Origin of the sequence: Rubripirellula lacrimiformis (assembly GCF_007741535.1) — a bacterium.
Classification (GTDB): domain Bacteria; phylum Planctomycetota; class Planctomycetia; order Pirellulales; family Pirellulaceae; genus Rubripirellula; species Rubripirellula lacrimiformis.
The window spans coordinates 1382805-1396559 of sequence record NZ_CP036525.1 but is presented as its reverse complement, the minus strand read 5'-3'; the positions used below and the strand labels follow the sequence as shown (position 1 = coordinate 1396559).

The window sequence follows — 13755 nt, the reverse complement described above, 5'->3', positions numbered from 1 at the left end:
ATGCAGCCGACGATCGACCGGGCCGCATCACAAGCGGCCGAGATTCGATTCCCCGGTCCGCCATCCCCCATCGACCATGGCTACAAAGCAGGCGGCACCGGGTCAGCCCCGGCGGGGATCGTAGGGTTCGATGTGGACGTGGACGTCTCGCACCCGTGGCATTTCGATCAACAGATGATCTTTCACATCGTGTCCGATCCGATGGCCTTCGGCAACCGTGATGTGCCCTTCGACCTGCACGTGGATCTCGATGAAATACTCGAGACCACTTTTGCGAACTCTTAGCTTTTCGACGTCTTGGACACCGTCGACTCGCCCGCCGATCTCACGCACCCGATCGACAATCTCGTCCCCGGCTTGCTGGTCCATCAATTCGCGGGCCGTCGACGAAAAGATCCGGATTCCGGTCACGACCAAAAGAACGCAGACGCACACCGCCGCGATCGGGTCGACATACGGCGCCGCGGTACCGACGTAGGGTGCCGAAAATAGCGACACCGCGACGGCGGCAGATGCCCAGGCATCGCTGCGATGGTCCCAGGCGGCTGCCCGCAACGCCGACGAATCCAATCGCTTGGCCACACGCTGCGTGTACCGATAAATGACCTCTTTGACCAACGCACAGATCGCAGCGATCACGCCGGCCGCGGCCGAGGGAACTCGCAGTTCGCCGCCGAAACGCTTCAACGTTTCCAGCCCCAGCAGCCCCGCGCTAAAGGTCACCAACAACGCGACGCACAGCCCCGCGATCGATTCGGCTTTGGTATGGCCATAGGGATGGTCGTCGTCTTCTTCCCGCTGGGCAACGCTAAGGGCACCGCGCACCGCAATCGCACTGGCCACATCGCCGATCGAGTTGACGGAATCCGCGATCAACGCAGCGGACCCCAAAACAATTCCGCCGGCTAGCTTCAAAACCACCAGCACCATGTTGACGCCCAACCCCCAAACGGCCGCCCGACCGGCATCCACGTAGACCCGTTGCCGGACCCTGATCGAGGCTTCGTCGCGGGGGGACTGAATCGACAAATCAGATACTCGTGATCGGAAGGCGGTGATGCCGAGGGGAAGGCGGTGGGGGCAGAGAGTCTAGCAGGCTGCCCCACGATCGGTCATCCGGCGGACCGAATTGTGGCGACGACGTTCCCAAGCCCACTTCGTAACCTAGATTTTACCGCTGTCCAACCTTTGCACGGGATTATTCATGACCTCCGAATCGTCACTTCCAGCATCACCCCCCAAACCGGAATTCGGGCAACCAGTTTGCGGGCATTCGCTATCGTCACAACCGATCACACGCCAACCGATCTCGATCGTCTGGTTCGCGATCACAACGCTACTGGGCGCCTTTCTGGTTTTTCAAGTCCAACCGGTGATCAGCAAGTGTGTGCTGCCCTGGTTCGGTGGAACCCCGGCGGTGTGGACGACCTGCATGCTGTTTTTTCAGATTCTGCTGTTCGGCGGTTACCTGTACGCGCACGTGCTGCGCAGTTGCTTTCGACCGTGGCTGCAAGGTTGCATTCACCTGTCGTTGTTGTGCGCAGCCGCATTCACTCTGCCGATCGAACCCTCCGATGCCTGGAAACCGATGGGCAACGAATCTCCCATCCTGCATCTGCTGTGGATGCTAACGGTGCAAGTCGGACTGCCGTACTTTGTCCTTTCCAGCACCGGCCCGCTGATCCAAGCGTGGCTCAGCTATCAAGACAATTCGGACCGCGTGTATCGCTTGTATGCACTGTCCAATGCCGGATCGTTGGTCGCGCTGCTTAGCTATCCATTCTTGGTCGAACCCGTCTTGTCGGTTTCCAATCAATCGATGGTTTGGTCGCTGATGTTCTGTGGATTTGTGCTGGTGCAAGGCGTCGTCGCGATCGGATTGTTTCGAGTTTCCACGGCACAACAAAAATCCGTTACCGACACGCAAAACGGTTCACAATCAGACACCGGCGGCGAGCGATCCCCCGCCATCGGCTGGCAACGGCGATTGATCTGGATCGCGCTGCCCGCGTTGGCATCAACGATGCTATTGGTGGTCACCAATCACGTTTGCCAGGACGTGGCCGTGATTCCATTCCTGTGGGTGCTGCCGCTAAGTCTGTACCTGGTCAGTTTCATCATCTGTTTCGATTCGCCACAGTGGTACAAACCCAAGTGGATCGCCGCGATGACTTTGATTGCCATTTTGGGCATCCAGGCGAAAACGATGTTGCCGGGATCTTTGCAATTGGTCGTCGAAGTCACGATGTACATGACGATGCTGCTTGGCGTATGCCTGCTGTGCCATGGCGAGGTTGCCGGATCCAAACCCAGCGCATCGGACCTAACCCAATACTACGCGTTGCTATCGGCCGGCGGCGCCGTCGGCGGGCTGATCGTTGCGGTAGCCTGCCCGATGCTGCTGAATACCGCGATCGAATTGCCGTTCATGTTGTCGCTGGTCACGTCGTTGTCGTTCCTGCTGTTCTTCGCCTGTCGTGGTTGGTCGCGGACCGACTATGACTGGTCCGTTGCCTATCGATTGCGTTTTGGTGCGGTCGCGTTGATGGCATTGCCGATGATCAGCATGGCAATGGCCCCCGGCGATGAAACCATCACGTCCAAACGCAACTTCTTTGGCACCTTGGAAGTCCTTCGAGACGATGTTGGCATTCGGCTGGTTCACGGCAGCACGATCCACGGAATGCAGCGGAGCGGCGAAGGCGCCCACGAACCGACCACCTACTACGGACGTCAAAGCGGAATTGGACGTTTGATCGCGGCGATGCAGCAATCCCAACCATCGATGCACATGGGAGTCGTGGGCCTGGGATGTGGCGTGCTGGCATCGTACGGTCGGGAAACCGATCAATTCGACATGATCGAAATCAACCCCGACGTCGTCGAGATCGCAAACCAACACTTTTCGTTTCTATCGCATAGCCCTGCCATCAGCCGGATTCATCTGGGGGACGGCCGGCTGGTGTTGGAACGAATGACTGACCAGCGATTCGACCTGTTGGTGCTAGACGCGTTCAGCAGCGATGCGATCCCCGCCCACCTGCTGACTCGCGAAGCGATCGCACTGTACCGCGACCGGCTTGCCCCCAACGGCGTGTTGGCCATCCACGTATCCAACAACCACCTAGATCTGGTACCGCTGGTCCACCATCTGGCACACGACGCGGGGCTCGAAAGCCGCGCCGTCATCAGCGAGGGCGACGCCCGTCTGTCCACTCAGCACGCCACCTGGATGCTGCTGGGCGATCGAGACGACCCGATCTGGGGTGCCCCCGAACTAGAAACGGGGCAGCCAGCCGACGTCTCCGCATTGGCCGATGCTCCCCTGTGGACCGACCAACGACACAACTTGGTCAGCGTCCTACGGCTTTGGTAACCGGCCGGTAGACCCGGGCCGCGGCGGCGGACGAAACCAACCGTTCGGCCGTGAGATCGCCGGGACTGGGCCGAGGCGGGGCCGATCCGCTAGCATTTGGCCGCCAGGTCGTTTCCAAAAAAAACTTTGGAGCAACGGCATTTATTTTGCTAGCAAGGCAAAAACACGTCAAAGTCCGTTCTGCAGCGTCATTTATTGACCTTGCTTGCTGTTTCACGGCTCTGATACTCTCTGCGGTGTCCCAGGGAGTGATGCTTTTTAGAAAAAGAGCTGGAGGCGTGGTGGTGACGGCGACGATGAGATCATTGTTTCCGCCCGCTTCGCGCTGAAAAGTCTCTTTTCGCTGACGGATTGCATCCTGGGACAAGGATAGCGGCGCTTGTGACCGATGCGGAAACGGTCTAGACGGCAATCAAGCCAGGATGGTTTGATTGGTGCTGACCCGGTCGCCCCTTGCGCTTTCGCATCCATCTTGCACGTTAAGGAAACACGTCCACCCCTGTGGTGGGCGGAAGAAACGTGTGGGTGGAGGTTCCAGTCCCAGATGGGAGCAATTCCACGATGCAGATTTACGGCCCTTTTCGGGTTTCTACGACCCAACAGACCTCCGGCGCCCAACGCACTCCGGCTCAGGCTCCGCCCGCACCGACGGGTAAGCCAACGGCCACCCCGGTGGATCAGTTGGACATTTCCAGCACCAGCGCGGCCGCATCGACAGGCATCAATCGCCTGGACGGCACCAGCCAAGTGGCCGGTGGCGGCGAAATTCGGATCGATCGAGTGGCTGAACTGAGGCGACAGATCGCCGACGGCAGCTACGAGACCCCCGAAAAGATGGATGCCGCCCTCGACCGAATGTTGGACCAGTTCGCCTGATCCGGCGGCCTGCCTAGCGGGACGGCCGACAAGAACCACATTGCCCTGGAAACGTGCTTTTCGTGAAAAGCACGCCGATTTTGGCTCCAGTCCTGTATGCTGGTAACGTTGCCGTTCCATCCGCGTCTCGAGAACTGATGAATCCGCTGTGTCTGCTTCGCCCGAATCCCTGCAACCACTAGACGTCTCGCTCTCACCTCAAGAGCGATTCGAAGAATACCTGCAGACGCGTGGGCTCCGGCAGACAAGCCAGCGGAAATTTTTGATCGACCGCGTTTTTAGCGAACACGACCATTTCGACGCCGACGAATTGATCGACCGGCTGCCGCGTCGTGGGGAAGACAACTATGTCAGCCCTGCGACCGTGTATCGAACGCTACGTGAATTTGTCGATGCGGGGCTGCTGAACAGTTTCCAGTTGGACGGCCGAACGGTCTTTGAACTGGATTATGGCTATCCCCAGCATGACCATCTTTATTGCACCCGTTGTCGCAAGCTGCTGGAATTCCAGAGCGAAACGCTGATGCAGATCCGCGACGATGTGGCAGCCGACCTGGGTTTCCGCGTCGCCAGCCACCGGATGATCATTCAAGGCGTCTGTCGCGAATGCAGCAAGAACCGCCGCAAAAAACGCAAACACGACCTGGTCTAACCGGCCCGCCGTTTTCTCAGCCTACCCATAGGCAGCTAGCCGCGGATTTGTTTCAGGATCGCGGCCATCACCAATTCGTTGGCCTCGAAATCACGGCTTTCGGCCTGCATCTGGATGACGAATTTCCAGTCGTCGATGCGCGCGATCATCAGCCGCGAAACGATGACAAGGTCCAGGTAATAGAACCTGAAATCGACCGTCTGTTCCCCGGGAAGGGCGTCGTCCATTTCGACGGGGTCTACTTCCACCTCGCCGTATTCTTTGGCGATCGCCGCTTGGATGTTTTCGATCAGTTCGTCGTTGGACGCCAATCCTCGCGCCCGTTCGATGCTAAAGAAACCGCCGGTCGGCAGGTCAAAGGTCGTCCCTTCAATGCCTTCGTCGGATGCACGTTCGGCGATCTTCCAGTTGTCGGGATACAAGAACTTCAATCCCAAAGCTTCAAACGTCGCGGGCATGGGTGAACATCAAACCGGGTTTCGGGGCACGGGAATCGCCGGTGAGCAAACACCGGCGTCGATCCACCCATCTTGCCGTCTGGCGCTGAATTTTGGTACCGACCTTGTATCTGTTCCTCTTTTCGGCTGCCCGATGAAACCGCTGCCTCTTCGAATCTGCTTGGCGATTGTCGTGGCGGGGGTATTTTGCCTTCCCGGATGCCGCGCGATCGCAAGATTTGGCGAGAGTCGGCAATCGATCGCCGCTCGCCGACTATCCGGTCAGGGGTTCCAAGCCATCCACCAAGGTCGCTGGGACATCGCCGAGTCACTGTTCATCGACGCGCTGCAGGTTTCCAAAGCGGATGACCGGGCCCACTGGGGGTTGGCCGAAGCCTATTGGAATCGTGGCGAACGCGAATTGGCCGTCCAACAGATGGAACAAGCCGTCCGCCTCTCCGCTCGTGATCCCAAGTTCGTCGAACGACTGGGACGCATGTACCTTGACGTTGGGCGTGACGCCGACGCGGACGCCCACAGTGTGTTGGCGTTACAATCCAAGCGAGATTCGCCGGAAGCATGGTGCCTTCGCGGCGACTGCCTTCGCGCCGGCGGAAAGGACGAAGAGGCGCTTGCCGCCTATCATCGCGCTCTGGCTCTGCAGCCCGACTATCCCGAGGTCCAACTGCACGCGGCCGAGATCTACTTGGGCCAACGACGCTACGATCGGCTGTTGGCAACGCTGGACCGATTGCAGGACGGGGTAGGGATCGACGGCGCCCCAGCACAGGTCGATATGTTGCAGGGGATCGCGATGCGAAAACTTGGCCGCACAGACGAAGCCCGCCGCTGCTTTGTCCGCGCGATCCAAAAAAACCCCGACGACGCCGCACCTCACCTAGAGATCGCGTCGTTGGCGATCGAAAGTGGCGACGCAGAACTGGCCCGCCGATCACTGGCTGCCGCCAACCGACTGGGAACGTCGTCGTTGGAACAGATCCAACAGCTCGATCAACTGCAAGACGTTCAACAGCGGATGGCCAGCGAACCAACGCCCACGTCATCGATCCGCTAACGGGCGGTGCTTAGGACTGAGCGTTTCCACCCACAAATGCAGGTTTAAACTTCGCGTGCATACGTCTGTGCAAAGACATCGTGATCGGCCAAGATGGTGCGGCCAAATGATACGAAATGGTTCCAGCCAAGATCAGCTTTCGAAAGACGGCGCGGCATTGGGGGCGATCCATCTGCATTTTTGACGTCACCCATCGGCGCAGCCACAAGAGGTTTCCATGGACTTGCGTGAATCGATACGCAAAATTTCCGATGCGATGAATGCCGCCGTCATTGGCCAGCAAGACGTCGTCGAGCGGATTCTGATTGCATTGTTGGCCGATGGTCACGTGTTGATGGAAGGGCTTCCCGGAACGGCGAAAACTCGCAGCGTGAAGACGTTGTCGAATTTGGTCGAAAGCGACTTCGGCCGGATCCAATTCACGCCCGACCTGTTGCCATCGGACGTGACGGGGTCCGAGATCTATCGCGAGCAAAACGGCACCTTCGAATTTCAGCAGGGCCCGATCTTCGGCAACTTGATTTTGGCCGATGAAATCAACCGGGCGCCGGCGAAGGTCCAGGCGGCTCTGCTAGAGGCGATGGAGGAACGTCAGGTGACCGTCGCGTCACAGACTCACAAGTTGCCCGAATTGTTCTTGGTGTTGGCCACACAGAACCCCATCGAGCAAGAGGGAACGTACCCGCTTCCCGAAGCCCAGATGGACCGATTCCTGCTGTATGTTCGCGTCGACTATCCGGCGGCCGATCACGAGGCTGCGATTCTGCGACTTGTCCGTGGCGAAAAATCAGGACAGCATTCCGACGCGGTCGCGCAAACGTCTCAGGAAGTGATTTTCCAAGCTCGCCAAGAAGTCCATGCGATCCATGTCGCCGAGGCGGCCGAACGGTACATGGTCGACCTGGTGCTGGCCACTCGAAATCCCCAGCAGTACGAAGGCAATTTGCCCAAGTGGATTCGACTGGGATCCAGCCCACGCGGCACATTGGCACTGGATGCCGCCGCGCGTGCCCACGCTTGGTTGGCTGGCCAGGACTTTGTTTCGCCTGACAACATCCGCGCCGTCGCCCCCGCCTGCTTGGCGCACCGGGTGCACCTCACCTACGAAGCGGAAGCCGCAGGCGTGACGCGGTCCGACGTGATCGACGAACTGCTGCAGAACGTGGTTCCCGTTTAAAGGTGCCCGATGAAAGCGCGTGTCACGATTAGCTTTGACGAACTGCTGCTTCTAAAGGCGATGCGCGCGGGTTTTCGTTTCTGCCACGGCAACCGGTCCATTCGCTATTGGCTGGGCGTCATACGTCCCGGCTGCGCGGCCGCGGCTTGGCGTTCGAGGAACTGCGGCAATACCATCCGGGTGACGACATCCGCACGATGGACTGGAAAGCGACCGCCCGACTGCGCAAGCCACACGTTCGTGTCTACAGCGGGGAACGCGAACGACCGGTGCTGATGGTTGTCGATCAAAGAACGCCGATGTTCTTCGGCAGCCAGCGTGTGATGAAGTCAGTAGCCGCCGCAGAGGTTGCCGCCCTCAGCGCGTGGCGTGCCCAAGACGGCGGCGACCGCGTCGGCGGATTGGTGTTCAACGAATCCGGTATCACCGAGGTCCGCCCCCAACGCGGACGAAGCGGTGTACTGAGATTGTTGCACCAGACCGTTCAACTGAATCATCAACTCGCCGATGTTCCAATCACCCGTGTTCCAATCACCCGTGTTCCAATCACCCGTGTTCCAACCGCCGGCGCCAACCAACGTTCCCGCACCAGCCAAGCATCCGCCGTCCTGCCGTCACCCGACACAGCCCGGACATCGAACACAGCCCCGTCACCAGACACCGATCAACCGCCGACCAAAGTGGGGCTCAACGACGTCCTGGAACACGTCGTCCGGATTGCCAAACACGACCACTTGGTCGTCGTGATCAGCGACCTGGATGGTGCGGATTCGCAGACTCAAAAATTGGCAACCAACCTGTCCGCTCACAACGACGTCCTGATCATCGCGGTCTACGATCCACTGGGATACTCACTGTCGGGTTCCCCTGGCATGGTTGCCAGCGACCGTGGGCGAACGTGGCACATCCCGGAATCGGGCGGATTCCCCCAACACTTCGAAGACACATTTCAACGCCGCTTGGACCACTGGAAAACGATCTTCCAATCGCTGCGTGTCCCAGTGCTGCCACTATCAACGCACCTGCCGGCCGCTGAACAAATACGTAACTTGCTAGGCCACCGGCCAGGGTAACGATGGACAATGCCACCAACCTAGATCGGTTGCACGATATCGTTGTTCCGCCCGACGCCAGTTGGTGGCCTCCGGCACCCGGATGGTACTTGGTGTTTGCGGTCATCCTTGTCGCAGTGATGGCAGCCACCTACCGATCCTGGGTTGCGTGGCAGGCCAATGCGTATCGACGTGCTGCCAAGCAGGAACTGGAAAGTGCCCAAACGATAGCCGACATTTCCGAAATCCTGCGACGGACCGCGCTAGCGATCGCCCCACGCAGGGTGGTCGCAGAACTTCACGACACAAGTTGGTCGCAATGGCTGGCCGCCACGTCGCCTGCGGAGTTAACACCATCGATCCGCGAACAGCTGATCGGTGCTATCTATCGACCAACGGGCCAAACCGAGGACATCGAACCGCTTAGGCGGTACGCAGCGGACTGGATTGCGCACCACCGGTTGCCACAACCATCCGGCATCGCCGACAAGGAGGGATGACGGATGCTGACGTTTCACTACGTATGGATTTTTGTACTCCTGCCGTTGCCGTGGATACTGCGCGCGGTGTTGCCGCCGCGGCATCGCAAACAGGTTTCCGTTCAGGTCCCATTCGGTGAAAGATTAGCCGAAGCGATCGCCACCAGCGGAAGCCCCGACGGCGCGTCCCGGTCCACCGGATGGGGAATCCTACCTGGAACGTTGTGGGTTTTGGTTCTGGTGTCGCTCGCGCGGCCGCAATGGATCGAACCACCCATCTCCAAAACTTTACCAACGCGTGACATGCTGCTATTGGTCGATTTATCGGGATCGATGCAGCAACAGGACTTTACCGACAACACGGGGAAAAAGGTCGATCGATTGACGGCCGTCAAACAGGTGCTCGGGGAATTCTTGGTGAAGCGTGAAGGCGACCGCGTCGGGCTGGTCGTGTTCGGAGACGCCGCCTATCTGCAGGCACCCTTTTCGACTGACTTGCAACTCTGTCGCCAATTGCTGGACGAATGCGAGGTCGGCATGGCGGGACCACGCACAGCGATCGGCGATGCCATCGGACTGGGCGTCAACTTATTCGATAGCAGCGACGCGCCGGCCAAGACCATCATCGCACTGACCGATGGCAACGACACGAAAAGCAAAGCCCCACCGATCGAAGCGGCTCGCGTCGCCGCCCAACGCGATATCCACATCCATACCATTGCGATCGGGGATGCGACCACGGTTGGCGAAGACAAACTAGACGAACAAACGCTACGCGACGTCGCCAGCGCGGCAGGTGGATCCTACTTTTTTGCCGCCGACCGTTCGAACCTGATCAAAATCTACGACCAGCTAGACGAGATCGAAACTCGTCAAATCAAAACGATCAGCCTCCGCCCTCGCAAAGACATCTACTACTTGCCGTTATCGCTGGCACTGGCTCTTTCGTTGATTAGCAAACTGATTGCAACCTGCCGGCGACCGAAACCGATGCCACCGGGTCGCAGCAGCGCCACCGTCTACGTCGATCCGGTCACCGGAAAATTGGGGGTGGATTCGTGATCGATGCTCTCAGCGAATTCCATTTCATCCGCCCACTGTGGCTGCTGATGGCTCCGCTTGCGATTCTGTTGTGGTGGGCTTGGCAGCGACTCTCTGATCCGCTGCGGGGGTGGCGCCAGCAGATCGACGGCGACCTACTGGAAGCCCTAATCGTCCGCCAACATACCAGCCGCGACCTAACACCCTACGCGACCCTGGCTGGCTGGATCCTAGCGGTGATTGCGATCGCAGGCCCCAGTTGGATGCTAGAACCCAACCCGTTTGCGAAAGATGCCCAGCCGATTGTCATTGTCTTGAAGGCAGATGACAGCATGCAACAATCCGACCTGTCATCCACCGCGCTGCAACGAGCACAGCGAAAGATCAGCGATTTGGCTCAGGCCCGAAAGGCTGATCCGCTGGGGCTGTACGCGTACGCCGGTTCGGCTCACTTGGTTTTGCCGCCCACCCATGACACCGCGGTGGTCGCACAGATGGCCGCCGAAATCAGCCCTCAGGTGATGCCCGTCGCTGGCGACCGACTGGACCTGGCCATTGCCGCAGCCGGCGATTTGTTGCAACAGCAATCATCCGGCGGGTCCATCCTGGTCGTCGCCGACACGGTGCAAATCGATCCGAAACAGGTCACCGCGGCTTATCGAAAAGTCGGATCCCCGCCGATCCAGTTTCTTGCACTGGGCTTGGAAGAATCGCCCGAAACGAAATTGATCGCTGCGGTCGCCAAAGCCGTTGGCGGTACCGTCCAACCGTGGACGGTCGACGACACCGACATCCAACAGATGATTGAATTCACACAGACCTGGGGGGCCGCAGGGATCGCCGGCGAAAGCGTCCGTTGGCAAGAATCCGGTTATTGGCTGACACCGTTGATCGCCGCAATCGTGGCGATTTCATTTCGGCGAAAAGTGACGACAACCGACGAATCGAATGTACCGGCCGGGAGTGCTCCATGATCCGAATTAGCATGATGATCATTGCGTTGACGTGGGTTGGTTTATGGTCGACACCCAACCAACAAGGCGAGCGATTGATGCGAGCGGAAAAATTTGCCGAGGCCGCCAAGGTCTTTGACGATCCGATGCGTCAGGGAGTTGCCTGGTATCGTGCCGGCGAATTCGACAAGGCGACCCAGGCGTTCGCGAGAAGTTCGTCACCCGATTCGCTATACAACCTCGGCAATTCCTGGCTGATGCTGGGCAAATACGACAAAGCGATCGCAAGCTACCAACATGCGCTGAAACTTCGGCCGGATTGGCAGGAGGCAATCGACAATCGCGACCTCGCCGAAGCACGATCTAAACTGATCGACGGCAAAGGTGGTGACATGGGTGAACAAACCCTGGGAGCTGACAAGATCGTCTTTGACAAAGACAAATCCAAGCAGGGCCAGGACACCAATGTGAATGGCGACCAAGCCAGCACGGATGCATCGGTGCAAGCGGTCTGGTTGCGTCAGGTCCAAACCAATCCCGCCGATTTCCTGCGATCCAAATTTGCGTATCAGCAAGCTCAAAAAGGCGAGGGTGCTGACCAGTGAATACGCCACGGACCCAAATTCACCGCATCGCATCGCGGTCACGGACCATCCTAATTTTGACCGCACTGACCACCGGACTTGTCACCGGAACCCCCATTGGGGTCGCTACTGCTGCGGACGTCGACCGAGTAGTCGTCGATGCACCGGAGACCGAAGCATGGGTCGGCCAACGGATCCCGTTTTTCGTCAAGCTGCGCGGCAAAGGCCCCTTTGCCAACTCGGCTAGTTTTTCGATCCCTCGCATCCCCCGCGCATTGCTGATCAAGATTGGATCGCCGGTGGTTTCATCCGAAGACATCGGAGATGAATCATGGTTCGTTCAAACCCATCAGTTCGCATTGTTCGCACAGGCCGATGGAAAGGTTTCAATCCCCAGCTTCGAAGTTCGATTCACCAATCGGGATGGGTTCACAGGTCCGGAAGTCGACCATGTCGAACAGACCCCCGCGACCGAGTTCAATATCAAACGACCACCCGGCCACGATGAATCCGTCTTCCTGGTAACGACCGCGAAAATGACGGTGACGGAATCTTGGGACCCCCAACCCAATCGATCTTCCGCCGATCTTCCGAAGCCGCCTCCGGTCCATCCAGGGGACGTCTTTCATCGGACCATCACGCAAACGGCCGACCAGATATCCGGGATGGCGTTCGCCCCCGCGTCGAAGAGTGCATCGGAGGGAATCCGTGTCTACACCGATCCGCCGGTGGTCGACGACCAGACCGAACGCGGCCTATTTACCGGAACCCGTCGAGACACGATCACGTACATGATCCAGGACAGCGGAACGCTTTCGATTCCAAAAATGAAATTCATATGGTGGAATCCCACCACCGAAGAATTTGGCTCGCAAACGCTGCCTGCGGTCACCCTTGAAGTCACCCCAACGACTCCGGTCTCAAACCCCGACCAACCTGCACAACGAACGGTTCACTGGTCGTATGGGTGGATCATCGCTGTAGGGATCGCCGCCTTGGCCGGTTGGCAATTCCGCCGCATTGAAAGTTTCCTGCGTGCGTTTTGGAAACGATGCAATCCACCGTCGCGAGTGACCGCCCGCAATCTGGTCGGCGCCTGCAAACGCAACGACGCTGCTGCGGCCGAGGTCGCCTGGATGGCGTGGCAAAACACACAGCCGCCCCATTTCCGTGCACCCAAGGATCTGGCGAACGCGGTCGCATCGCTGCACCAATCGATCTATGGATCTGCGAACAAAGCGGCGTACTGGAAGGGGGATGCGCTGCGTCAAGCCTTCCGCCAACAAGTTGACGCGACCGCCAAGTCATCGGCAGACACACACGACACACTGCCGCCGCTGAATCCGATCGATGCGCAGCCGGTCAGAAGACAACGAATATCCGTCTGATATCGATTGGAAGGATTGGCATCCCTGATGGCCGCCAATTCAGAGGCAGCCAAGGCGTCTGGGTCCGCCGCAGCCGAACGGAAAATCGCTGGTCGGCCAGAAAGATTTCACGGGAATCCTGCGAGCCCCGCAACGTCGTATTTGATGGGAATAAACGGAACCGTCAACCAGTATCTGGGCGTGTGAAACCGGTGAAGGTTATGAAATTGCTCGTTCCGATCCGGATTTGTGACGTAGTGTTTTGAGTGAAAGTCTATGCACGGGTTGAAACTGACGCTATTTCTTTGCGCCGAGCTAATTTATGTCACTACAAAACCTTTCCAGCAGGGATGCTGAATCATCGTTTCCATTTGTGGTCGGCGCCCCAAGCCACGAATCAAACGCTGAATCAACAGACGGCTTCGTTGATCGCCGATCTTCGAGTTCCAACGTTTCCGCTCGCAGCGAGCGTCGTCAATTCGGCAGTGCGCACCTTGGACTATCGGAACAGGGCCGCGAATTGGCTTTGGCAATCGATCAGTACAAAGTCGAACACCATCGTCGCTATTTGACGTGTGACGAGATGCTGCAAGTGATGACCAGCTTGGGATACGCCAAGCTTGGGTCCGACGGCTAATTGCCTAGGACGCGGTCCTAGCAGTATCCTGCCCGCAAAAGATCAGACA

14 protein-coding genes are annotated in these 13755 nt (G+C 58.5%); 12 read left to right on the top strand and 2 right to left on the bottom strand.

Going from position 1 to position 13755, the window contains the following annotated elements:
• Positions 1-102: 102 nt before the first annotated feature.
• Positions 103-1029: a cation diffusion facilitator family transporter gene (locus K227x_RS04835; protein WP_145168402.1), complete on the bottom strand. Its 927-nt coding sequence runs from the start codon at positions 1027-1029 to the stop codon at positions 103-105.
• A 175-nt stretch (positions 1030-1204) separates the two neighbouring features.
• On the opposite strand from K227x_RS04835, the gene K227x_RS04830 reads away from it, so the two are divergent.
• From K227x_RS04830 to K227x_RS04820, 3 genes are all read left to right on the top strand, one after another.
• The gene (locus K227x_RS04830) at positions 1205-3376 is read left to right on the top strand and encodes a fused MFS/spermidine synthase (RefSeq protein ID WP_145168400.1); all 2172 of its coding nucleotides are present in this window, start codon (positions 1205-1207) and stop codon (positions 3374-3376) included.
• A gap of 561 nt (positions 3377-3937) precedes the next feature.
• Positions 3938-4252 (top strand): flagellar biosynthesis anti-sigma factor FlgM, encoded by a 315-nt coding sequence (locus tag K227x_RS04825; RefSeq protein WP_145168398.1) that lies wholly within the window; start codon positions 3938-3940, stop codon positions 4250-4252.
• Between the two features lie 148 nt (positions 4253-4400).
• Complete coding sequence (locus K227x_RS04820; RefSeq protein ID WP_145168396.1) at positions 4401-4904, top strand: Fur family transcriptional regulator; 504 nt, start codon at positions 4401-4403, stop codon at positions 4902-4904.
• Between the two features lie 35 nt (positions 4905-4939).
• Here K227x_RS04820 and K227x_RS04815 read toward each other — a convergent pair whose 3' ends face one another.
• Entirely contained in the window at positions 4940-5362 is a 423-nt protein-coding gene (locus K227x_RS04815; RefSeq protein ID WP_145168394.1) for a hypothetical protein, read from the bottom strand.
• A gap of 133 nt (positions 5363-5495) precedes the next feature.
• On the opposite strand from K227x_RS04815, the gene K227x_RS04810 reads away from it, so the two are divergent.
• From K227x_RS04810 to K227x_RS04770, 9 genes are all read left to right on the top strand, one after another.
• Positions 5496-6416 carry a tetratricopeptide repeat protein gene (locus K227x_RS04810; RefSeq protein ID WP_145168392.1) on the top strand — a complete coding sequence of 307 codons (921 nt, stop codon included), beginning with the start codon at positions 5496-5498 and terminating at the stop codon, positions 6414-6416.
• 217 nt (positions 6417-6633) lie between these two features.
• Complete coding sequence (locus K227x_RS04805) at positions 6634-7593, top strand: AAA family ATPase (protein ID WP_145168390.1); 960 nt, start codon at positions 6634-6636, stop codon at positions 7591-7593.
• 107 nt (positions 7594-7700) lie between these two features.
• The gene (locus tag K227x_RS30250; protein WP_246146530.1) at positions 7701-8666 is read left to right on the top strand and encodes a DUF58 domain-containing protein; all 966 of its coding nucleotides are present in this window, start codon (positions 7701-7703) and stop codon (positions 8664-8666) included.
• A gap of 2 nt (positions 8667-8668) precedes the next feature.
• Positions 8669-9145, top strand: coding sequence for a DUF4381 domain-containing protein (locus K227x_RS04795; protein ID WP_145168388.1), 477 nt, complete (start codon positions 8669-8671; stop codon positions 9143-9145).
• Between the two features lie 45 nt (positions 9146-9190).
• The gene (locus K227x_RS04790; protein ID WP_246146522.1) at positions 9191-10186 is read left to right on the top strand and encodes a VWA domain-containing protein; all 996 of its coding nucleotides are present in this window, start codon (positions 9191-9193) and stop codon (positions 10184-10186) included.
• The gene (locus tag K227x_RS04785; RefSeq protein WP_145168384.1) at positions 10183-11139 is read left to right on the top strand and encodes a vWA domain-containing protein; all 957 of its coding nucleotides are present in this window, start codon (positions 10183-10185) and stop codon (positions 11137-11139) included. The genes K227x_RS04790 and K227x_RS04785 overlap by 4 nt, the downstream gene beginning before the upstream one ends.
• Positions 11136-11723 (top strand): tetratricopeptide repeat protein, encoded by a 588-nt coding sequence (locus K227x_RS04780; protein WP_246146520.1) that lies wholly within the window; start codon positions 11136-11138, stop codon positions 11721-11723. Before K227x_RS04785 ends, K227x_RS04780 begins: the two co-directional genes overlap by 4 nt.
• On the top strand, positions 11720-13090 hold the full coding sequence (locus tag K227x_RS04775; RefSeq protein ID WP_145168382.1) for a BatD family protein: 1371 nt from the start codon (positions 11720-11722) through the stop codon (positions 13088-13090). The genes K227x_RS04780 and K227x_RS04775 overlap by 4 nt, the downstream gene beginning before the upstream one ends.
• A 301-nt stretch (positions 13091-13391) precedes the next feature.
• On the top strand, positions 13392-13706 hold the full coding sequence (locus K227x_RS04770; protein ID WP_246146519.1) for a hypothetical protein: 315 nt from the start codon (positions 13392-13394) through the stop codon (positions 13704-13706).
• Positions 13707-13755 lie beyond the last annotated feature (49 nt).

Excerpts from the sequence above, each read along its gene's own strand:
- K227x_RS04770 (WP_246146519.1), top strand. The coding sequence starts at position 13,392 with ATGTCACTACAAAACCTTTCCAGCAGGGATGCTGAATCATCGTTTCCA.
- K227x_RS04830 (WP_145168400.1), top strand. The coding sequence starts at position 1,205 with ATGACCTCCGAATCGTCACTTCCAGCATCACCCCCCAAACCGGAATTC.
- K227x_RS04825 (WP_145168398.1), top strand. The coding sequence starts at position 3,938 with ATGCAGATTTACGGCCCTTTTCGGGTTTCTACGACCCAACAGACCTCC.
- K227x_RS04780 (WP_246146520.1), top strand. The coding sequence starts at position 11,136 with ATGATCCGAATTAGCATGATGATCATTGCGTTGACGTGGGTTGGTTTA.
- K227x_RS04795 (WP_145168388.1), top strand. The coding sequence starts at position 8,669 with ATGGACAATGCCACCAACCTAGATCGGTTGCACGATATCGTTGTTCCG.
- K227x_RS04805 (WP_145168390.1), top strand. The coding sequence starts at position 6,634 with ATGGACTTGCGTGAATCGATACGCAAAATTTCCGATGCGATGAATGCC.
- K227x_RS04815 (WP_145168394.1), bottom strand. The coding sequence starts at position 5,362 with ATGCCCGCGACGTTTGAAGCTTTGGGATTGAAGTTCTTGTATCCCGAC.
- K227x_RS04810 (WP_145168392.1), top strand. The coding sequence starts at position 5,496 with ATGAAACCGCTGCCTCTTCGAATCTGCTTGGCGATTGTCGTGGCGGGG.